Genomic DNA, 22,242 nt, shown 5'->3' with positions numbered 1-22,242 from the left:
TCTGCACGAGTGTTCTCATACGACGAATTGACTTCGCCGGAGCGTCAGTTGTGGAACGCGTTCCCCGAAGGGCGGGCCGTGGACCTGCGCGCGGATGCGCCTGACGACCATGTCGCCGAGGGCGGCCGGTGGGGGCCGGAGCGGACGATTCGGGCGCCCGTGATCGCGGCGCTGGTGCTGGGCGCGCACAGTGGGCAGCCCGGTGCCGTGCCGTGTCTGCGGCTCGCCGGGGCGCGGATCGTCGGACCGCTCGACCTCGCCGGTGCGCAGCTCGCTTATGCCCTCTGGCTGGAGGGTTGCTGGTTCGAGGAGGCGGTGAACCTGCTCGGGGCGACGACCCAGACGCTTGTGTTCAATGGCTGCCGAGTGCCTGGCATCGAGGCCGGGGCGACCCGTATCGAGGGGAACTTGGACCTGGGGCGCTCGATCATCGAGAGCGGTGCCCCCTCTCACTTCCACCATCGCATCACCGCCCTGTCCCTCACCAACGCCCGGGTGACCGGCGGCGTGATCCTCAACAAGGCCGAGCTCAACGCGCCCGGCGGGTGGGCCCTGGCCGCCGGCGGCCTGGTCATGGAAGGGGGGTTCTTCTGCCGGCCCGGGTTCGTCGCACGGGGTGAAGTACGGTTGCCGGGTGCGCAGTTGCCCGGAGGGCTGTACATGAACGGCGCACGGCTGGAGGAGCCCAGCCCGCGTGGCCTGGCGCTCAATCTGGAGAACTCCGTGGCCTCGACGGTCATCCTCTCCGAGGGGTTCGTCGCGAACGGGACCGTTGGGCTGCGGGGCGCCCGGATCTCGGCCGGTCTGAGCTTCGCGGGGGCCGTCCTGAACGGGCCGCCCGACGGTAACGGCCCCTCCCTGTCGGCCTCGTTGATGCAGGCCGTCGACTTCGACCTCACCCTCGCCCGACCGCCGTCCGGCGCCGTGGACCTGAGGGGTGCGCAGGTGTCGTACCTGCACGACAGCGAGCGCAGTTGGCCGGACGTGGTGGAGTTGGACGGCTTCGTCTACGGCTCCATCAAGGGGGACGAGGCGGGCGGGCGTCGAGAAGCAGTGGGGCAGCGGAACTCCGTGGCTCGCCGCGTGGCGTGGATACGACGCAGCCCTGACTACAACCCCCAGCCCTACGAGCAGTTGGCGAGCTGGTACCGGAAGGCCGGCCACGACGACGACGCCCGCCGCGTACTCCTCGCCAAACAGCGCCATCGGCGTCAAACCCTGCCCCCGGCCGCGCGCGCGTGGGGGCACCTGCTCGACGTGACCGTCGGCTACGGCTACCGCCCCTGGCTGGCCGGCGTCTGGCTCCTCGCGCTGACCTTGCTGGGCACCCTGTCCTTCCGTGGTCACTCTCCCAAGCCGGTCCAACGAGGCGAAGGCGCCCCGTTCCAACCCCTCGTCTACACGCTCGATCTTCTGATCCCCATCGGTGGTCTGGGGCAGCGCACGGCTTGGTACTGGTCGAACGAGAGCCTGCAGTGGCTGGCCTACCTGCTCATCGCCTTCGGCTGGGTGCTGACGACCGCCGTCATCGCGGGTGTCACTCGCGCACTGCAGAAAACCTAGCGGGCGACAGCGGAGTTCAGGCACCGCCAGCAGATGAGCACGCAGCCAGGGCCAGGAAGGTTTCGTGGTGTCATCGCGAATCTCCCAGCAGATCCGCAGGCGGCGGGACCAGCGCGGTTGGGCGCACGCGCGTTCCACGAATCAGCGTTGATTGCCCTGTCCGGAGCCGCGCTCGGCCTTGCGACGGGCGAACAGCGGCTCCATGTCCGGACTCCCGGACCAGGCGGCGGTACTGGTCATGGTCGTAGCCGTGGTCGCCCGACACCGCGTCTGGTCGGCATCGGGGTCCGCAGCGTTCGCCCCTCACGGGCGGCACGGCCCGAAGCAGTGGGATCAGCCGGGTGACGTCGTCGCGGTTGCTGCCGGTCGGAGTTGCGGCGCGGGATGTCGGTGGCGTCGGTGATCAGGCGCTGCAAGGACAGCCCCCTGCTGACAGACGGCAGCGACGGATCCGCCTGGGCCGACCGGCCCACCGGAGGGGCCCGACAGCACCTGCCCCCTCCGACACCGGCGGGCGGACGCTGGAGAGAACATCCAGCCGAAGCCCGACAGAGGAGACCGAGATCATGGTCCGTTACGTGTACGACTTCGCAGAAGGCGGCCGTGACCTGGCAGGCCTGCTCGGCGGCAAGGGGGCGAACCTGGCCGAGATGACCCGGCTCGGGCTGCCGGTACCGCCGGGTTTCACTGTGACGACCGAGGCCTGCCGTGCCTTCTTCAGCGCCGGCAGCGAGCCGGACGGACTGGCCGAGGAAATCTCCGGGCATCTGACAGGTCTGGAGAAGGCAGCCGGTCGAAGGCTCGGGCAGCCCGACGATCCACTGCTGCTTTCCGTCCGCTCCGGCGCGCGCTTCTCCATGCCGGGCATGATGGAGACGATCCTGGACATCGGTCTCGGCGACGACTCCGTGCTCGGCCTCGCGAAGGTGTCCGGGAACGAGCGCTTCGCCTGGGACTCCTATCGCCGCCTCGTACAGATGTTCGGCAGTACGGTCATGGGCGTCGACAGCGGACTGTTCGAGAGCGCCCTGTCCGACCTCAAGCGCGTCCGGGGCGCGGCCGACGATCTGGGCCTGGACGCCACGGACCTGGCCGAGCTCGTCGAGACGTACAAGACCCTGATCCGCCGGGAAACCGGCGAGGACTTCCCACAGTCCCCGGACGAGCAGCTGCGCCGGGCCGTCCTCGCCGTCTTCGAGTCCTGGAACGGCGAGCGGGCCCGGATCTACCGGCGCCGCGAACACATCGCCGACGGCCTCGGCACCGCGGTGAACGTGCAGACCATGGTCTTCGGCAACCTCGGCTCCGACTCGGGCAGCGGTGTCGCCTTCACGCGCGACCCCGCCACCGGGCGCCCCGGCCTGTACGGCGACTACCTGCCGAACGCTCAGGGCGAGGACGTCGTGGCCGGCATCCGCAACACCGTGTCGCTGGCCGACCTCGAAGAGCTCGACCCTGTCTCGTACGCTCAGCTGCGCGGTCACATGGAGACCCTGGAGACGCACTACCGGGATCTGTGCGACATCGAGTTCACCATCGAGCACGGCCGGCTCTGGATGCTGCAGACCCGGGTCGGCAAGCGGACCGCCGAAGCCGCGTTCGCCATCGCCGCCGAGCTGGTGGACGAGGGTCTGATCAGTCCCGCCGAGGCGCTGGGCCGGGTCGCCGGGGACGGACTCGCCCGGCTGATGTTCCCCCGGTTCGACACCTCCGCCGTCGGCGAGGCGCTCGCGCACGGCCTTCCCGCCTCACCGGGCGCGGCCGTGGGCGCCGTCGTGTTCGACTCTGCCGAGGCCGTCCGCCGGGCCGCCGCGGGCGAGCAGGTCGTGCTCGTCCGCCAGGAGACCACCCCCGACGACCTCCCGGGCATGATCGCCGCGCAGGCGGTGCTGACCAGTCGTGGCGGGAAGACCAGTCACGCCGCCGTGGTCGCCCGCGGCATGGGCACGGTGTGCGTCTGCGGCGCGGAGGAGATCGCCGTGGACGCCAAGGGCCGTCGCTTCACCGTGGGTGAGACCGTCGTGGATGAGGGCACAGTCATCTCCGTCGACGGCTCCGAGGGCACCGTGTTTCTGGGCGCTGCTCCGCTGGTCGACTCCGCGGTGATGCGGTACTTCGAGTCCGGCGAGCGGTCGGCCGGGCTGGTCGAGTCCGTGGCCGACGCCATGGAGCAGGCCGACCGCACCGCCCGGCTGGAGGTGCGTGCGAACGCCGACACCCCGGAGGACGCCGCCCGCGCCCGGCGGTTCGGCGCACGCGGTATCGGGCTGTGCCGTACCGAGCACATGTTCCTCGGCGAGCGGCGCAAGCTGGTCGAGGCGATGATCCTGGCCCGCGACGAGACCGAGCGCAAGGATGCGCTGGGCGCACTGCTGCCGCTCCAGCGCCAGGACTTCATCGGCATCCTGGAGGCGATGGACGGTCTGCCGGTCACCATCCGGCTCATCGACCCGCCCTTGCACGAGTTCCTGCCCGACCGCACCGGCCTCGCCGTGCGGATCGCCGCCGCCGAGGCCCGGGGCGAGCACCCGGACCCGCACGACACCGAACTGCTCGACGCGGTCAATCGCATGCACGAGGAGAACCCGATGCTCGGGCTGCGGGGCGTGCGCCTGGGCCTGGTGGTGCCCGGTCTGGTCGCCATGCAGGTACGGGCGATCGCCGAGGCGGTCGTGGCGCGCACGAGGGCCGGGGGCTCCCCCGAGGCGGAGATCATGGTGCCGCTGGTGGGCGCCGTCGAGGAACTGCGCATCGAGCGGGCGGAAGTGGAACGGGTCCTGGCCGAGGTGTCCGAGGAGACCGGCGTGCCCGTGCACTGCCCGGTCGGCACCATGATCGAGCTGCCCAGGGCCGCCCTCACCGCGGGCCGGATCGCCGAGGAGGCGGAGTTCTTCTCCTTCGGCACGAACGACCTGACCCAGACCACCTGGGGCTTCTCCCGCGACGATGTCGAGGCGGCCTTCTTCTCCGCCTACCTCGACAAGGGCATCTTCGCCACCTCGCCGTTCGAGACCCTCGACCGTGACGGCGTGGGCCGGCTGGTCCGCATCGCCGTCGACGAGGGCCGCGCCGCACGCCCCGGCCTGAAGATCGGCGTGTGCGGAGAACACGGCGGCGATCCCGAGTCCGTCCACTTCTTCCACGGGGCCGGACTGGACTACGTCTCCTGCTCGCCGTTCCGCGTCCCGGTCGCCCGCCTGGAGGCCGGCCGGGCCGCACTGTCCGGGACGGGATCGAGCGACAGCAGGTGAGCGCCGTGCCCGGGCTCGCGTCCCCGAGCCCGGGCACTGCCGGAAAGGAGGTGGCCGCCATGGCCCGCATCGTTGGAGAGGTGATGACCTCAGACGTCGTCGAGGCGCACCCGGAGACGTCGTTCAAGGACGTCGTACGGCTGCTGGACCGGCACCGGATCAGCGGCCTGCCCGTCGTGGACCACGACGACAAGGTCGTGGGCGTGGTCTCGCAGACGGATCTGGTCCGTCGTCAGGCGGCCCGGTCCCCGGACGACCGGGCGCGGCGGTCGTGGCGATACCCGTCGAGCCGCCTCAGGCGTCCTCGCTCCGGTGCCGTCGCCCGCGCCGTCACGGCTCGGGATCTGATGTCGACGCCCGCGATCACCGTGCATCCGGAACAGCGGATAGCGGATGCCGCGCGGGTCATGGAGCGTCACGGCGTCGAGCGCCTGCCGGTCGTGGACGAGGAGGACCGGCTGATCGGCATCGCCACCCGGCGTGACCTGCTGCGGGTCTTCCTGCGCACGGACGAGGAGATCGGCCGGGAGGTCCGCGAGGAGGTGCTGGACCTCGCGCTCGGGCTCCCGGCCGGCAGCGTGACCGTCTCGGTCAGGGACGGCATGGTCACCCTGGCAGGGGCCGTACCGCACCACGGCGACATTCCGGCCGTGATCCGGCTGACATACCGGGTGGACGGAGTGGTCGGCGTCGTCAACGGCCTGGCCCTCCGCGCCGACGGCACCCGCCGGGTCGAGGGCGCCCCCTCCTCCGGCGCGCCTCATGACTAGTCCCGCCGCATGGGACACCTGGTCCCGGCACACCGGGGCCGATCAGTCCCTCACGGGGACCAACGGGACCTGGGTGCGCCGCCGCTGACGAGAGACGCTGCTGATGGGAGCGGTGCCCATCCCCCGAGGTGCCGCTCCCGCCCGCGCCGCCATCCGTGCGGTTGCCGCCCTCTCCCCAACGGAGGCCTGCCGACATGACCCGCCACGACGACCGCAGCGCGACCACCGAACCCGTCGACGCGCCGTCCGACATCGCCGTCGCGGTGGACCGCCTGGTGACCAACGGGCTCAAGGCGCTCGCCGACTACGAGGGGCTCGACCAGGAACAGGTCGACCACATCGTGAAGAAGGCCTCGGTCGCCGCCCTCGACCAGCACACCGGGCTGGCACGACTCGCCGTGGAGGAGACCGGACGCGGAGTCTTCGAGGACAAGGCCGCGAAGAACATGTTCGCCTGCGAGTACGTCACGCACAGCATGGGCCCGATGAAGACGGTCGGTGTCATCGCCCGCGACGACATCGACGACATGATCGAGGTGGCCGAGCCGGTCGGGGTGGTGTGCGCGGTCACCCCCGTCACCAACCCGACCTCCACCACCGTCTTCAAGGCCCTGATGGCGCTCAAGACCCGCAACCCGGTCGTGTTCGCCTTCCACCCCTCCGCCCAGCGTTGCAGCGCGGAGGCGGCCCGCGTCGTGCGGGACGCGGCCGTCGCGGCGGGCGCGCCGGAGCACTGCGTGCAGTGGATCGAGACCCCGTCCGTCGAGGCGACCGGCGCTCTGATGCGCCACCCGGGCGTCTCTCTGATTCTCGCCACCGGCGGCAACGCCATGGTCAAGGCCGCGTACTCGGCCGGCAAGCCCGCGCTCGGCGTGGGGGCCGGCAACGTGCCCGCCTACGTCCACCACAGCGCCGACGTACGCCGGGCCGTCAACGACCTGGTGCTGTCCAAGTCGTTCGACAACGGCATGATCTGCGCCTCCGAACAGGCCGTCATCCTGGACGAGCAGATCTACGACGCGGTCCTCGCCGAATTCCGCGCGCTGCACGCCCACTTGGCGACCGCCGAGGAGAAGGCGAAGCTGGAGGCCTTCCTGTTCCCGGCCGGCAAGGCCGCAGGCACGGGCCCGGGCTGCGAGCCCAAGGTCAACTCCGCGGCCGTCGGGCAGAGCCCGGCGTGGATAGCCGAACAGGCCGGTTTCTCCGTGCCCGAGGACACCTCGCTCATCCTCGTCGAGGCCGGTCAGGTAGGTCCGCAGGAGCCGCTCACCCGCGAGAAGCTCTGCCCGGTCCTCGCCGTCCTGCGGGCAGGTTCCGAGGAGCAGGGCTTCGACCTGGCCGCCGACATGGTCGCCTTCCACGGGCAGGGTCACAGCGCCGTCATCCACACCGGCGCCCTCGAACTCGCCGAGGCGTACGGCCGTCGTATGAAGACGGTGCGGATCATCGTCAACGCCCCTTCCTCACAGGGCGCGATCGGCGGCATCTACAACAGCCTGCTCCCCTCGCTGACGCTCGGCTGCGGTTCCTGGGGCAGCACCTCGGTCTCCAACAACGTCTCCGCCGCCCAACTGCTCAACGTCAAGCGGGTGTCCGTGCGCCGCAACAACCTCCAGTGGTTCAAGGTCCCGCCGAAGATCTACTTCGAGCCGCAGTCCATCCGCTACCTGACCTCCATGCCGGACGTCCACCGCGTCACCGTCGTCACCGACGCGACGATGACCCGCCTCGGACTCGTCGACCGGGTCGAGCGCGTGCTGCGGCGGCGCCGGGAGCCGGTCACCATCCAGGTCATCGACAACGTCGAACCCGAGCCCAGCATCGACTCCGTCCGGCGCGGCGCCCGCCTCATGGGCGACTTCCGCCCGGACACCATCATCGCCCTGGGCGGAGGCTCCCCGATGGACGCGGCCAAGGTGATGTGGCTGCTGTACGAACAGCAGGCCGAGGGCAAGGACGTCGACTTCGCCGACATGCGGCACAAGTTCTCCGACATCCGCAAGCGAGCCTTCCGCTTCCCCGTGCTCGGCAGGCTCGCCCGCCTGGTGTGCATCCCCACCACGTCGGGCACGGGCGCCGAGGTCACCCCCTTCGCGGTGATCTCCGACCCGGCCACCGGCAAGAAGTACCCGCTGGCCGACTACGCGCTCACCCCCAGCGTGGCCATCGTCGACCCGCTGCTCACCGCCGAACTCCCGCACGCCCTGGCGGCCGACAGCGGCTTCGACGCCCTCACCCACGCCATCGAGGCGTATGTGTCCGTCTACGCCAACGACTTCACCGACGGCCTCGCCCTGCACGCGATCCGGCTGATCTTCGAGAACATCGAGGCGGCGGTGAACGACCGGGCGGCCCGGCCCGAGACGCAGGAGAAGATGCACAACGCCGGCACCATCGCCGGTATGGCGTTCGGCAACGCCTTCCTCGGCATCGTCCACGCCATGTCCCACACGCTCGGCGCCACCTTCCACATCGCGCACGGTCGCACCAACGCGGTCCTGCTGCCGCACGTCATCCGCTACAACGGCACCGTTCCCACCAAGCTCACCGGCTGGCCGAAGTACGAGCACTACCGTGCCCCCGAGCGCTTCCAGGACATCGCCCGCGCCCTCGGCCTGCCGGCCTCCACCGCGGCGGAGGGCGTCGAATCACTGGCCGCCGCGGTGGAGCGGCTCCGTGACGCCGTAGGCATCCAGCCGTCGTTCCAGGCCCTCGGCGTCGACGAGCGGTCCTTCCTCGACGCACTGCCCCAGCAGGCCCTGAACGCCTTCGAGGACCAGTGCGCACCCGCCAACCCGCGCATGCCCATGCTCGACGACATGCGGCAGCTCATGCGCGCGGCCTACTACGGGCGCGACGCATAGCCCGCCCGGCGGTGCCTGACCGCCGCGCAGAAGGCCGCCGTCCCACGGCGATGCGGCCGCTTCCTCCTCCATCGCCCGCCCCGTCAGGGAGATCCCATGCTGTCCGCCGAATCCGCCGCCCTCGTACGCGCCACCCTGCCCGCCGTGGCCGGAGCGCTCGACGAGATCACCACCCGTTTCTACGCCACGATGTTCCACGACCGGCCGGAGCTGCTCGACGGGATGTTCAACCGCGGCAACCAGGCCAGCGGGGACCAGCGCCGCGCGCTGGCCGGTGCGATCGCCGCCTTCGCCGGCGCGCTGCTGGAGAATCCCGGAACCCGGCCGGACCAGTTGCTGTCCCGGATCGCGCACAAGCACGCCGCCGTCGGCGTCACCGACGACCAGTACACGATCGTGCACAAGTACCTGTTCAGCGCGATCGCCGAGGTCCTCGGAGAGGCGGTCACCCCGGCGGTGGCGGCCGCCTGGGACGAGGTCTACTGGCTCATGGCCGGCGCCCTGATCAGCCGGGAGGCGCTCCTCTACCAGGACGCTGGGGTCCAGCCCGGCGGGATCTGGCGGCCCTGGACGGTCGTCGAACGCCGCACCGAGACCCCCGACGTCGTCTCCTTCCTCCTCCGCCCGGCGGACGGCGAACGCATTCCGCGGGCCCGCGCGGGCCAGTACGTGAGCGTCCGCGTGTGCATGGCGGACGGGGTGCACCAGCTGCGCCAGTACAGCCTCTCCTCGGACCCGGGCGACGGGCTGCGGCGGATCACCGTGAAGCGGGTCACCGGTGACACCGCCGGACCGGACGGCGAGGTCTCCAACCTGCTGCACGACACCGTCCGGGAGGGCGACGAGCTGCTGCTGTCCGCACCGTTCGGCGACGTCTTCCTCGACGACCCGGTGGACACCACCACCCCCGTCGTGCTGGTCTCGGCGGGCATCGGCTGCACCCCCATGACCGGCATCCTCGCCCACCTGGCCGGCCTCCGCTCGATCCGCCGGGTCCTGGTCCTGCACGCCGACCGCTCCCCCGCCGACCACGCCCTGCGCACCGAGACGCACGACCTCGTCGATCAACTACGGAACGCCCGGGCCGTCTTCTGGTACGAGCGTCCCGGAGCGGAGGAACCCGCCGCCCGCACCGGCCCGATGGACCTGAGCGACACCGAACTCCCCGACAACGCCACGGTGTTCCTGTGCGGCCCGCTCCCCTTCATGCGGGACGTACGGGGACAGCTGCTGAGCGCCGGCGTGCCCGCACGACGCATCCGCTACGAGGTGTTCGGCCCCGACCTGTGGCTGCCGGGCTCCCCGGTCTGAATCACCCCACCGTTCCCCCTTCCCGAGTTCGTCAGCTCCTGAGTTCCTGATTTCCGAGGAGAAACCCGTATGACCACCAACAACTCCCAGACGACGCCCGCGGTAGAGCTGCGCTCCGACGGCGCCGTGGACGAGGAGACCCTGGCATACGCCCGCACGAAGATCGACGCCGTGCTGAGCAGGGCGGGACTGCCCGCCGTCACCGGCGAGGTGCGCATCCTGCGTGCGGCCGCCCACCACGCCGGCCACCCGTGGTCGGCCACGGCGGATCTGCACATCGGCGGCCGTCAGATGGTCGTCACGGTGGCCGAGCAGGCCACGGGCGCGGAGGCCGTCGACCGGCTCCGGGACCGGCTGCGCCGCCAGACGGACAGGGCCGCCCAGGCCTGGCACGACGGACGTCGTACGACCACCCCGCCATGGCGCGGCGGCCCCACACAGTCCCGCGGTACGGACACCGACAGCACCGACGAGAGCTCTCGCCCGGCATGACATCACCGCCCGGACGGCCCCCGCCTGTGGTGATCACCGGCGGGGGCCGTCCGGGCCCACGAATCCGCCGTATGCGCCGGCGCCCACCCCGGACACCACGCACCGCCGGTAGCAGTGGCCCGGGAGAGATCGAACGACCGGAGCGGCACCGTTCCCTCGCGGTGCCGCTCCGGTCGCATGGTGAAACGACGTCAGTCGTGGGAATGGGCCGTCACCTCTCCGGTACGACGATCAGGGGGCAGTGCGACCGGTGCAACAGACTGTGGGCGACCGGACCCAGGCGTGGTCCGAACACACCCGTACGACGGTGGGCGCCGACGACCACTATTGCTGCTTCTTGCGACGCCGTCAGCAGTGCGGGAGCGGGAGCGGTACGGACCGCGTGGGACTCAACGACGACCTCGGGATGCTGGTCCCGCAGGTGGGTGAGGGCGTAGTGGGCCACGGCCTCCTCGGCCCGGCTCTCCCTGGCCATCCGCTCCTGGCCGGGGCTGCGCGCAGGGGTGAGGGAGGGCAGTTCGGGGGTGATGTGCCGATGGCTCCAGGAATGCAGGACACGGAGGCTCACGCCGCGCCGCTCGGCCTCCTGGAAGGCGTACTCCGCCGCCCGCAGGTCCGAGTCGTCGGCAAGGCCCAGCAGCACGGGCAGGCGCTCGTCGCAGGGGTGGTCCCCGCGGACGACCAGGAGTGGTCCCTGTACGACGGCGGCCAGCCTCAAACTCACCGAGCCCAACGCCGAACCCGCCACGGTGCCCAAGCCGCGTGTTCCCACCACGGTGAGGACCGCGCCCTCGCTCTCGCGCGCCAGGGCATGCACCACGCCTCCCTCGACCGCGACGGTCTCGACAAGCAGCCCCGGATACCGCTCTCGTGTGCGCGAGGTGGCGTAAGCCAGGACCGGTGTTGCCTCGTCACGGTCGGGAACCGCATACAGCACGCGTAGCGCGCTGCCATGGCGTACGGCCTCGGCCGCAGCCCAGTCCAGAGCTCGCACGGAGGTCAGGGAGCCGTCGACTCCGACGACGATGTGATGCAGGGTCATGGTCGTACCTCTCCTTCCCTCGGCCGGCAGTTCGGTGGCAGCGCCACTCGACACCGCGCGGCGGATTCTTCGGTCGATGCTCCTCGTGCGCCGTCGCCCTGGTCAGATGCCGGTCGAACCCCGGCATCCGCCGAACGGCCCTTGTGGCAAGGGCCGTTCGGTCGGCACGGACCCGGCGCGGGCAGACCCCAGGAGCGGAGTTGGTGCCGGGTGGCCCTGTGGCAATACGTGGTCGGCTCATGCACCACCACGGCCCTGGCCGTCACCTTCAGGAATGTCACCACGACGACATGAAGGAGGTGCGGACCGATACCCGGTGCCGAGTACGCGAGGAAGTGGTTGTAGCGGTGGCGGGGCAACCCGCTGCGGCGCCACGACGACATCGTGGAGTCCTGGATCGTGCCGGCCGGATGGGCGGTCTTCGCCGTGGGAGGTGCCGTCGCCGGGCTGGTCACGGCCCACGCCGCGGACGAGGTGTTCGCACAGCAGCGAGCCGAACGGCAGTCCGTCCGAGCCGTCCTCCTCAACGACGTACCGCGCGCCACCCCCGCGATCGGAACGACGACCGATCGCCGGGCGACGGCGGTGCGCTGGACCACACCCGACGGCTCGACGCAGACTGGCCGGACCTTGGTCGGGCTTCCTGGGCGCCACGGCGGCGGCCGCTCTCGGCGGCCTGGTGTTCGCAGGAGGCGTGGTCGCCCGGCAGCTGCCGACCGGCGACGCGTCGACGAGTGGGGCAGGGAATGGGCGCTGGTGGGACCTCATTGGGGCCACAAGACGAGCTGAGTACACGACTGATCCCGGGCTCCCGGACTCGGCGCGGTTTCCTGCGGACGCGTGGGTCGGGTTCCGGCCGAACTGAGTGAGGCCATAGGCGCCGTTCACTTTGCGTTACCACTTCGGTTCCGCATCCACACGCACAGTAATTTCACGATGGAAGTGACGCGCGGGAACGAGTGGAGAACGATAGAAGCGAGGTACGAGACCGACGTGGCGAGGACCGGTTGCCTCGGACGCTCCGTGACCTCCTGGCGTTCGTCCGGGGCCATGGTGGCCGAGCCGGCAGATCGGGCGGTGACCGACATGCGCGATGCCATCCCATTCAGCGGGAGCCCGGGCGCACCGCCCGATCCGGTGGACTCGGCCACGGCGGTCGTCGACGACCGGGGAGTCGTGACGGGATGGAGTCCCGGTGCCGAGCGCATGCTCGGCTACTCCTTTCAGGAGGTCGTCGGCAGCCCCGTCAGCCGTCTGATCGTCTCGGAAGCGGGGAGCGAGGACGGCCTTCCGGCCCTCGGCACGCACCTCGCAGAGGCCGTGCTCCGGCACCGGGACGGCCGGGCCGTGGAGGCACAGGTGCGGGTATATCCGTCGGTCAACCACAGAGGCCACGCCCAGCGGGTCCTCATCGTGACGCCACCGGAACGGTCACGGCCGGACCTGGTGACGGCGTACGAGGCGTTCGCGCAGTGTCATCTGCCCGTGATGGTGTACGACGCCGAGCTGCGGGCCGTGCGGGCCAGCGCCGGTGCCGCGCGTGAGCTCGCGCTGAGCGAGGAATGGATGCATGGCCGGCGCGTCACCGAGATCCTGCCGCCCCACCTCTGCAACCGGGTCGAGGACGGCATGGGACGGGTGCTCGCGTCGGGCGAGGCCGAGCGCTTCCATGTGCGGGGCAGAGCCCGGCCGGACACATCGGAGAAGGTCTGGTCCGTCACCGTGTCCCCGCTCGTCACACCGGCGGGCCGCGTACGGCACGTGGAGGTCTCCGCGCTCGACGTCAGCGAACAGTACCTGGCCAGGGAACGGCTCGCGCTGCTGAACGACGTCAGCGCACAGGTGGGGAGCACCCTGGACGTGATGCGCACGGCCCAGGAGATGGCCGACTTCGCGGTGGGCCGGTTCGCCGACTTCGTCACCATCGACCTGCTCGACTCCCTGTTCCGCGGAGTCGAGCCGAAGCCTTCCACGACGGGCGCGGTCCCGCTGCGGCGTGCGGCGCAGCAGTCGGTCCTGCCCGGTATGCCCGAAGCGTTGATCGAGCCGGGAGACGTGGACGACTACCCCGCGTCCGCGCCCCCCGTCCGCTGCCTGGCCACCGGCAGATCCTCGCTGCACAGCACCCAGGACGAGGCGACCAGAGGCTGGGTACAAGCCGATCCCGGGCGGGCGGCAGTGGTCCGCAGGTTCGGCATCCACTCCCTCATGGTCATTCCGCTGCGCGCCCGCGGCATCACCCTCGGCGTGGCGGTCCTCGTCCGGCACCGACGCGAGGACCCGTTCACCCGCGACGACCTGCTGCTGGCCGAGGAGATCGCCGCGCGCGCCGCCGTGGCCGTGGACAACGCCCGCCGGTACACCCTCGAACGCGGCACCGCGCTCGCCCTCCAGCGCAGCCTCCTGCCCCGGCGGCTCTCGGCCCAGGAGGCGGTCGAGGTGGCCCATCGCTACCTTCCGGCCCGTACCCGGGCCGGGCTGGGCGGCGACTGGTTCGACGTGATCCCGCTCTCCGGCGCCAGGGTCGCGCTGGTGGCGGGCGACGTGGTGGGCCACGGACTGCGGGCGTCGGCCACCATGGGGCGGCTGCGGACCGCGGTGCGCACCCTGGCCGACGTCGAACTTCCCGCCGACGAACTGCTCACCCACCTCGACGACCTGGTCACCCTCCTGGCCGCCGAGGAGGAGAGCACCGCGGACCACGAGTCCGATCTCGCCATCGCCGCCGATGTCATCGCCACCTGCCTGTACGTGGTCTACGACCCGGTCTCCCGCCGGTGCACGGCCGCGAGCGCGGGCCACCCGCCACCCGCCGTCGCCAAGCCGGACGGCCCGGCGGAGTTCGTCAATGTGCCGCCCGGCCCGCCGCTGGGTGTGGGTGGGCTGCCCTTCGAGACGGTCGAGTGGGAACTGCCCCCGGGCAGCCTCCTCGCGCTGTACACCGACGGCCTGCTCCAGGGCGCCGAGCACGACCTGGGCAAGGGGCAGGCTCGGCTGCTCCAATGCCTTGACCAGCCCGTCTCCCAGCCTCTGGAAACTCTCTGCGACGAGGTGATCCGGAGTCTGCTGCCTGCGCAGCCCGAGGACGACGTCGCCCTGCTCGTCGCGCGCACCCGGGCGCTCGACGCCGACCGGGTCGCCACCTGGGACCTGCCCTCCGACCCGGCCGTCGTCGCCGACGCCCGGGCCCAGGTGCTGGCCCGGCTGGACGCCTGGCAGCTGCCCGACGCGGCGTTCACGGCCGAACTGGTGGTCAGCGAACTCGTCACGAACGCCATCCGCTACGGGCAGCCTCCCATCCAGCTCCGGCTGATCCGGGGGACCACACTGCTCTGCGAGGTCTCCGACGCCAGCGGCACCGCCCCGCACCTGCGCCGGGCCCGCACCTACGACGAGGGCGGCCGCGGCCTGCTGCTCATCGCCCAGCTCGCCCACCGCTGGGGCACCCGCCACCAGCCCACCGGCAAGACCATCTGGGCGGAGATCGAACTGACGGAGCCAGACCCCTGACCTCATCGGCCACCCGGACGGAGGATGACCGACCCGAACCGAGCCGGCTATGGACAGCCACCGGCCGGGCAGGGGTTCGCGTTTCGCCTGCGGCGAGTCATGCGGTCGGGGAGGCTGCCGGGCGGCGGGTCGACGGCCCGGCCGAAGAATTCGACCCTGCCGCCGGGGTGCATCAGCGCCGGCGGGGACGACCCGCCCTGCTGGTCCGGACATCGAGGTGCCCGGTCAGGCGTAATTTCGTCCGGCACAGAACTGCCCGTCTCTGCCTTCGACGGCGGGACCATGCCGTCTACCCCTCCCTTGGCATGCACGTGCCGTACGCGTGTGGATTTGCCTGTGAGCACCTGGGTACCCCCGCGCGGGCGGACACCGCCTGAGCGTGGGCCGAGCAGTCCCTGAGTAGCTCTGGCGAAAGGGCCGGTCGGCCCTACATCCACGCCCGCAGTACGAGGAGGATGACCAGATGCCCCGGGACGACGACTTTCGCGTACTCGACCGCCAGGAGTGCCTGCGCCTGCTCGCGAAGGTGCCGGTCGGCCGCGTGGTCTACACCCGGCAGGCGCTGCCCGCAGTCCTCCCGGTCAACTTCTCGCTGGACGCGGATTCCTCGGTGCTGCTGTGCACCGCCTCGACTTCGGAACTGGTCCGTGCCATCGAAGGCGTCGTGGTCGCCTTCGAGGCGGATGACTTCGATGCCGAGAACCGGTCCGGCTGGAGTGTGGTCGTCACCGGACGGGCGACCGTGGTGAGCGGCTCCGCGGAACACGCGCGGCTGTCACAGGCCGGCCCCCGATCATGGATGCCGACACGGGAGCCGGTGTTCGTCCGGATCGACTCCGAGATGATCACCGGGCGCGAACTGGGGCGTCCGGAGCGTCCTGAGGCCGCACCGGAACAGCCGCCGGACGGCTGACTCCGGCCATGCGGCCCGAGGCCTGAGTCGTCAGCCGGACATCACCACCTTCGCGCCCCGCGCTCAACCCTCGGAAGGATGTCGTCGGTCAGGCTCTTGCGAATGCGGTCGGGTGGCGAACCTCAGCGCACCGGCGGCCCGCGATGTGCTGCCGCCGTCCGGACCGTAGCCGAACCGGATCAGCAGCTGTTTGATGCACGCCGTACAGGGGCTGCTCGGCCTCGACAGGCAGCTTCCCGGCATCCACATCCACCACACGCATTGGCCGACCCGAGGACACCCTTCAGCGTCCTCAGGACCACCATGGGCTGAGGGCGGTACCTGGCCCGGCCCGCGCAGCAGAACGCGGGCCGGGCCTGCCGTATGTCCTTGTGTGTACTGTCCGTTGGCGACCGCATGACGACAGGAGTGGATGGCCGTGCTGGTGAAGACCTTTCGCGGGGCGTTCGTGTGCACGGCGCTCGGCCTGGCCCTGGGAGTGCTCTACGGCGGCTGGACCGCCCTCGGCGTCGTGGCGATCCTCGCCGTCCTGGAGATATCGCTGTCGTTCGACAACGCTGTCGTGAACGCCGGGGTGCTGAAGAAGATGAACGCGTTCTGGCAGAGGATCTTCCTCACGGTAGGCGTGCTCATCGCGGTGTTCGGGATGCGGCTGGCCTTCCCTGTCGTCATCGTCGCGATCACCGCACGGCTGAATCCGTACGACGCGGTGCATCTGGCCCTGACCGACAAGCACCGCTACCAGCAGCTGGTGACCGACGCCCACCCGGCGATCGCGGCCTTCGGCGGCATGTTCCTGCTGATGATCTTCCTCGACTTCATCTTCGAGGACCGGGACATCCAGTGGCTGCGCCGGATCGAACAGCCGCTGGCCCGCCTCGGCAAGGTCGACATGCTGTCGGTCTGCATCGCCCTGGTCGTTCTGCTGGTCACGTCCTTCACTTTCGCCACCCACGCCCACCAGGAGGGCGGCGTGCACGCCGACAAGGGGCAGACGGTCCTGGTCGCGGGCATCGCCGGTCTGATCACATACATGATCGTCGGTGGTCTTTCCAGCTTCTTCGAGGACCGGCTGGATGATGAGGAGGAGCGGGAAGAAGAGGCGGAGGAAGCGGCCACCCGCACCGGCCGGCCGCGATCGGCGGTCGTCCTGGCCGGCCGTGCTGCGTTCTTCATGTTCCTGTACCTGGAAGTGTTGGACGCGTCCTTCTCCTTCGACGGCGTGATCGGCGCGTTCGCCATCACCAACGACATCGTGCTCATGGCCCTGGGCCTCGGCATCGGCGTGGTATACGTCCGTTCGCTCACGGTGTACCTGGTCCGCCAGGGCACCCTGGACGACTACGTCTACCTGGAGCACGGCGCCCACTACGCGATCGGCGCGCTGGCCGTGATCCTGATGGTCACCATTCAGTACGAGATCAACGAGGTCATCACCGGCCTCGTCGGCGTCGTCCTGATCGGCTGGTCGTTCTGGTCCTCCGTCCGCCGCAATCAGGCCCTCGCGGCGGCCGAACCGGATACGGAAACAGCGGCCAGGGTCCCGGTCCCGTAGCCCAGGATCCGACGAAGCCATGGTGCGAGGCTCACCAACGGCCGAGCAGCTTCAGCCACGCCCGCCCACACCCATCCAGATCACGATGTCGGCGCCGACGGCGATCAGATCCGCGGCAATCAACTGGACCAGTGAACCCATACCGCGCGGCAGAAGTCGAGGCATGGACCCGTCCGTTCAGGCAGCGAGGGCGATGTCGAGAATCTGCGCAGCGGAGCTGATCGAACCGGGCATGAGGTCCCGGGCAGAGATTGGGATGTCGTTGCTCAAGCAATTTGATGCGAAGAAGTGCCGGTTTCCGTAAGGCGTCATCCCATCCGGGATGTCCACCGTGCCAGATGCACTGATGCGCCTCCACTGAGCCTTCGCCATCTTCGAACGTGCTGGTCGGAGGCGCTGGCATGGCGGCTCTTGGAGGTGCTCGTGCTGGTCATGGACGGGTGTCTGCGGTCTTGATCGTCTGACGGGCGGCTCTGGCCTCACGGGTGTCGGGCCGCCAGTCCAAGCCCCCGAATGGCGGTCCGACCAGCGTGGATGAGGCAACCAGCGGTGTGTGACCCGGCACCCCCACACTCGCCTGACACTCCGCCTCCCTCACATGGGGTCCGGCAACTGGGCTCCTTGGAGGAGGAGTTCGTGGCGTACCGCCGTGCCGGTCACCTCCCGTCGGTGGGCGGAGAGCGCCGCCGCCACTCCCGCCGCGTGCCCGGTGGCGAATGCCGTGCCCATGACGCGCAGCGAGGCTGATGCCTGCTGGTCCGCGTCAAGGAGCCGTCCGGCGGCGAAGAGGTTGTCGGTGTTCTGGCTCTGCAGCAGGCCGAGCGGGATGTCGTAAGAGCCCGTGCCTCCGATGAAAGCCCACTGTGCGGGTCGGCCCGCGCCCGGGTGGTATTCCGGCGGCCATGTTCCGACCGCGACGGTGTCGGGGCTGGTCGTCCCGGACAGCACGTGGTGTCCGGATAGGGGATGTCGGGAGACGATGTGGCGGGACTGGCGGGTTCCCAGGTCGGCCGTGGAGACGAGATAGGCGTCGGCGCATCCCGGCAGTGATCTGATGACCTCGAGGTAGGCGTGGGCCTGCCGGCGTGCGTGGGCCGTGGCTCGGCTGAGATCGGCGGTGTCCAGTGCGTTGTAGTCCTCGTCCGCCAGGTAGGCGACGAGATCGTTGGACGGCGGGATGCGCGTGACGAATCCGCTTCGCGACGTGAGCGGGCCGATGCCGCGGCTGACCGCGTCGGTCACCGCCGCCTCGACGGCGTTGACCGAGACGTCGGCTGATGCGGGTACACCACCGAACCTGAGGCCGAGGGTGCCCGTCTGGACCCGGCCGTCGTTGCCATACCGGATGAGGGCCCCGGCCGCCGCGGCCAGGCTCGCCTCCCCGCTCGCGTCGACGAACACGCGCGCGGTGTACCGCGCTGTACCGCCGGGCTCGGCCACGGCCAGCGAGGCGATCCGGTCACCGTCGCGCTCGGCGTCGAAGACGGTGCTGTAGAGGAGCACCTCCACGCCGGCCCGTGCGCACACGGTGTCCAGCGACCACTTGACGGCCTCCGGGTCGACGGTCACGAACGTCACCGAGCCTTCCACCGGACCGTGCACGGGCGCACTGACCGGTGCACTGACACCGTTCACCGCCCGCAACTCGGTCAGCACCCGCTCGGCCACGCCGTATACGACCTGGCGCTGATCGGAGTTGTACAGCCCGCAGTACGTCAGCACGTTGCGCAGCGTCGCCGCGCCGCCCAGGCTCGACCCCCGCTCGATCAGGAGAGTACGGGCCCCGGCGTCCGCGGCGCCGACCGCGGCGGCGACACCCGCGGAACCTCCACCGACGACGATCACGTCGTAGTCCCGGGTCATCGGCGGCCACCCGGCTCACCCGAGGAACGCCGTCGGCTCACGTCAGGATCCGGTTCTCGAGCTCGGAGGTCCATTGCACGTACTCGACCTCGGCCCCGTCCCGGTGCCGGGCGAAGAAATAGGAGCCGGTCGGCCCCTTGGCGGGCCCGAAGGTGATCTCGGCCCCGTGCGCGGTCAGCAGCCGCCGCGTCTCCTCCAGATCGCTCACGACGACCGTGGCGCTGGCGCTGGGCAGCTTGGCCGCGGCTTCAGGAGTACCCGCGATGACCAGGAAGTCGCCGAGCGCCGCGACCTCCACATCACCGAATGCGAAGCGAAGATCGCACTCGGCGCCGACAAGTTCGACCAGCGGGCGGAGAGCGCTGTCCATCTCGTCGCTCCACACGCGTGCGTACGTTTTGAGAATAGCCATGTCGTAGGCTCCCCGGTTCGTCGGAAACTTCCTTGGTAACCGTAGGAGAGTTAGGATTGACCTGCAAGAACGCACTTTTCAGTGAGAAAGGAACCCAAAGGTGACCATGGAGGCGTCCCTCACCGGGGGGAGGACCGCGGAGGCGAAGGCGGAGGCGGGGCCGGTTGGCGCCCTCGCCCGAGAGGTGTTCACCGACATCGCCAACAAATGGGCGCTGCTGATCATCGAAGCCCTGGAGGCGGGGACCCTGCGGTTCGGCCAACTGCGCGCACGGGTAGATGGCATCAGCCACAAGATGCTCAGCCAGACGCTGCGCACGTTGGAGCGCGACGGCATCGTCGAGCGCACTCCGTATGCCACAGTTCCGCCCCGCGTGGAATACAGCCTCACCCCGGCCGGGCGGGAATTGCAGACCGTCGTCCACGGCTTCTGCCACTGGACGCGCTACCACCTCGATCACGTCGCGGCCGCGCGACGGCGCTTCGACACCCCGGATCATGCCGCCGACGCGACTCTCTCCAACGGGGCGTGACTGGCGTGTGTGGTCGCCCGGCCGATTGCGAACCGGGGTGCCGCGTCTATGCGTTGATCAGGCTTCATCGATCCCGATCCTGACGGCGTCATGTGGACTACGGCCCGCTTTGGTCGGGTCCTGGAGATCCTGGCGCCCGATGACGCGCAGCAGTTCCAACTGGCCGACGGCATCGCTGCCGGGGCGGGGGGGGTGAAGACGAGCAGCCGCTGGTCCTGGCGGGCGGTGGCGAGTACCTCGCAGTCGATATCGACGAGGCGTTCACCCCCGACGAGGTGATCAAAGCGTTCGACGTCAACGCGGTTGGAGCGCTACGGGTCAACCGCGCCGTGCTTCCAACGGCCGCCGGGGGCAACCCGGTTACGCCCGCACCCCACCACTCCGGGCGCCGGCGTCCCTGGTCACAGGCAGGTGGTGAACCGGCCGTCGGGTAGTTTCCGCAGCCAGCCGCGATCGACGAGTCTGACCAGTCTCCCGCGCAGCGGTTCCAGCTTGGCCCGCACACTGACGTCGATTCCCGGCGCGTCACCGACCTGCCGGGCCATGACCGGTCCGGCGGCCTGCCGCACGGCGGCGAGAATGCGCTGGTAGTCCGGCGGGAGTGTGCTCTCCTCCACGCCTGACGTGCGGTGCGGGATCAGCATCACCGCTCGTCCGCCCACCTGCCCGGGCGCCGGCGTGACCGATGCCCGTTCGTTGGCGAGCTGTTCGCTCACCCGTTCAAGGACGCGTTCGGCGACGGCGAGTTCGTTCCGCTCGGCCCGTACCTCCGCCGACTGCTTGGCCGGCTGCTCTTCGAGTTCATCCAGTTCCGCGCGCCGCGCGGTGATCCCCTCCAGCAGCTCAGGATCCATGCACCGGATCGTAGAAGGCCGTCCAGCCGCAGCGAGCAAGAACCGGGGAGCTGACGAGGTTCAGGCCGTGTTCTACGGGTCTGGCGTTTGGTGAAGGGCGTCCCGTCGCACTGTGCCTCGCACTGGTCAACTCGGTCGGCCTGTCCGAGAGAGCGGGCAGGGCGGCGGACAGTTCGGCGTATGTGGTCTGACCGCGGCGTAGGAACTCGCGGACTACCAGCGGCGTCCACCGACCACCCAGCGCGGCGAGGGTGATGTCAACAGGGCACCGCCGTTCGTGGCCAGGCGGAACGAGGGCGCTGTCCGGGCAGTCCGCCAGTGGGCCGTCCTGATCACCCGTCGGTGCGTGTCCAACGGTTTGGTGCGTCACGAAAACCGTGAGCCGTCGGTCGGCCGATGGGCGGGGCGGATCAGTTGCGCGTGCCGGCCGGTGGGCCGACGACGGTGGTGAGCTGGAGTTTGGTCTCGTCCTCACTGCCCGGCGCGGCGGTCATGATGACAATCTTGAGCTCCGTGTCGCCGTCGGTCAGGACATCGCAGTCCACCGTGACCGGGCCCACCGACGGGTGATCGACCCTCTTGTGGACCTCGCGGTTCGCGGTCACCTCTCCCGTCGCCCACAGCTCGGCGAACCTCTCGTTGCCTGCGTTCAGGTCGCGGACCAGCGCGGCCAGGCGGCTGTCCCGGGGGAAGCGGCCGGTGGCGCGGCGCAGATCGGAGACGACGGCGGCGTCGGCGGTGTCGGGGTCCGTCTCGGTGACCGGCCACAGCGCGAGGGGGGTGTGATCGACGTCCACCGGGAACCTGTCGCGGGCGAAGTTTCGCATCCGCGGCGGCGAGGCCAAGGGGTCTCCCAGCAGGGCGGCCCACCCGTGGTTCCACCACACCAGTTGCCAGTCCGCCGCGAACACCGCCACCGGTACGTCTCCGAGGCGGACGAGTACCCGTTGCATACCGGGCGGGAGATGGTCGCGGATCGTGCCGTCCGCCGGCGGCACGATCTGGGCCAGCCGGTAGAGGTGGTCCCGCTCGGCGGTGGACAGTTGGAGAGCGCGCGCCAGGGACGCCACCACCGACGCCGAGGGTGTCGTGGCCCGCCCCTGCTCCAGGCGCACGACGTAGTCGACCGACACTCCGGCCAGGTCGGCCAGTTCCTCGCGCCGCAGCCCGACAGCCCGGCGCTTGCGGACGACCGGCAGCCCAGCGGCCGACGGGGGCAGCCGGTTCCGCCATGTGCGGATCATCGCGCCCAGTCCAGCTCCGGGGGGTGTCGTCGTCATGCTCTCCATCCTCCCGCGTCCCCGATCACA

15 protein-coding genes are annotated in these 22,242 nt (G+C 70.3%); 10 read left to right on the top strand and 5 right to left on the bottom strand.

The genetic code is table 11. From position 1 onward, the window contains the following. Nucleotides 1–9 precede the first annotated feature (9 nt). From KVT45_RS21190 to KVT45_RS21165, 6 genes are all read left to right on the top strand, one after another. On the top strand, nt 10–1,563 hold the full coding sequence (locus KVT45_RS21190) for an oxidoreductase (protein WP_217549728.1): 1,554 nt from the start codon (nt 10–12) through the stop codon (nt 1,561–1,563). Between the two features lie 566 nt (nt 1,564–2,129). Next, entirely contained in the window at nt 2,130–4,814 is a 2,685-nt protein-coding gene (ppdK, locus tag KVT45_RS21185) for a pyruvate, phosphate dikinase (protein WP_217549725.1), read from the top strand. A gap of 59 nt (nt 4,815–4,873) precedes the next feature. Beyond that, nucleotides 4,874–5,584, top strand: coding sequence for a CBS domain-containing protein (locus KVT45_RS21180; RefSeq protein ID WP_217549724.1), 711 nt, complete (start codon nt 4,874–4,876; stop codon nt 5,582–5,584). Between the two features lie 194 nt (nt 5,585–5,778). Next, nucleotides 5,779–8,448: a bifunctional acetaldehyde-CoA/alcohol dehydrogenase gene (gene adhE, locus KVT45_RS21175; RefSeq protein WP_254647133.1), complete on the top strand. Its 2,670-nt coding sequence runs from the start codon at nt 5,779–5,781 to the stop codon at nt 8,446–8,448. 96 nt (nt 8,449–8,544) lie between these two features. Then, nucleotides 8,545–9,759, top strand: coding sequence for a globin domain-containing protein (locus KVT45_RS21170; RefSeq protein WP_217549723.1), 1,215 nt, complete (start codon nt 8,545–8,547; stop codon nt 9,757–9,759). 69 nt (nt 9,760–9,828) lie between these two features. After that, nucleotides 9,829–10,251 carry a hypothetical protein gene (locus KVT45_RS21165; RefSeq protein WP_217549720.1) on the top strand — a complete coding sequence of 141 codons (423 nt, stop codon included), beginning with the start codon at nt 9,829–9,831 and terminating at the stop codon, nt 10,249–10,251. 211 nt (nt 10,252–10,462) lie between these two features. Here KVT45_RS21165 and KVT45_RS21160 read toward each other — a convergent pair whose 3' ends face one another. Further along, the gene (locus KVT45_RS21160) at nt 10,463–11,293 is read right to left on the bottom strand and encodes a universal stress protein (protein ID WP_217549718.1); all 831 of its coding nucleotides are present in this window, start codon (nt 11,291–11,293) and stop codon (nt 10,463–10,465) included. 1,086 nt (nt 11,294–12,379) lie between these two features. Between KVT45_RS21160 and KVT45_RS21155 the strand changes: the two genes are divergently transcribed. The 3 genes from KVT45_RS21155 (at nt 12,380) to KVT45_RS21145 (ending at nt 17,271) form a co-directional block, all read left to right on the top strand. Further along, nucleotides 12,380–14,803, top strand: a complete 2,424-nt coding sequence (locus KVT45_RS21155) for a SpoIIE family protein phosphatase (protein ID WP_217549711.1) — start codon at nt 12,380–12,382, stop codon at nt 14,801–14,803. Between the two features lie 463 nt (nt 14,804–15,266). After that, complete coding sequence (locus KVT45_RS21150) at nt 15,267–15,716, top strand: pyridoxamine 5'-phosphate oxidase family protein (RefSeq protein ID WP_217549710.1); 450 nt, start codon at nt 15,267–15,269, stop codon at nt 15,714–15,716. A gap of 418 nt (nt 15,717–16,134) precedes the next feature. Beyond that, nucleotides 16,135–17,271 (top strand): DUF475 domain-containing protein, encoded by a 1,137-nt coding sequence (locus tag KVT45_RS21145; RefSeq protein WP_217550135.1) that lies wholly within the window; start codon nt 16,135–16,137, stop codon nt 17,269–17,271. Between the two features lie 594 nt (nt 17,272–17,865). On the opposite strand, the gene KVT45_RS21140 is transcribed toward KVT45_RS21145, so the two are convergent. Further along, nucleotides 17,866–19,134: an FAD-dependent oxidoreductase gene (locus KVT45_RS21140; RefSeq protein WP_217549705.1), complete on the bottom strand. Its 1,269-nt coding sequence runs from the start codon at nt 19,132–19,134 to the stop codon at nt 17,866–17,868. 37 nt (nt 19,135–19,171) lie between these two features. After that, nucleotides 19,172–19,546, bottom strand: a complete 375-nt coding sequence (locus KVT45_RS21135; RefSeq protein WP_217549704.1) for a VOC family protein — start codon at nt 19,544–19,546, stop codon at nt 19,172–19,174. Nucleotides 19,547–19,652: 106 nt separating this feature from the next. Between KVT45_RS21135 and KVT45_RS21130 the strand changes: the two genes are divergently transcribed. Continuing rightward, nucleotides 19,653–20,078, top strand: a complete 426-nt coding sequence (locus KVT45_RS21130) for a helix-turn-helix domain-containing protein (protein WP_217550133.1) — start codon at nt 19,653–19,655, stop codon at nt 20,076–20,078. Between the two features lie 401 nt (nt 20,079–20,479). Here the strand turns inward: KVT45_RS21130 and KVT45_RS21125 are convergent, their stop codons facing one another. Beyond that, on the bottom strand, nt 20,480–20,932 hold the full coding sequence (locus KVT45_RS21125; RefSeq protein WP_217549703.1) for a hypothetical protein: 453 nt from the start codon (nt 20,930–20,932) through the stop codon (nt 20,480–20,482). A 410-nt stretch (nt 20,933–21,342) separates the two neighbouring features. Continuing rightward, complete coding sequence (locus tag KVT45_RS21120) at nt 21,343–22,212, bottom strand: helix-turn-helix transcriptional regulator (protein WP_217549701.1); 870 nt, start codon at nt 22,210–22,212, stop codon at nt 21,343–21,345. Nucleotides 22,213–22,242 lie beyond the last annotated feature (30 nt).

The organism is Streptomyces sp. GbtcB6 (assembly GCF_019091475.1).
GTDB classification, from domain to species: Bacteria; Actinomycetota; Actinomycetes; order Streptomycetales; family Streptomycetaceae; genus Streptomyces; species Streptomyces hyaluromycini.
The sequence above is the reverse complement of the archived record's forward strand: the minus strand, read 5'-3'. Positions and strand labels throughout refer to the sequence as shown.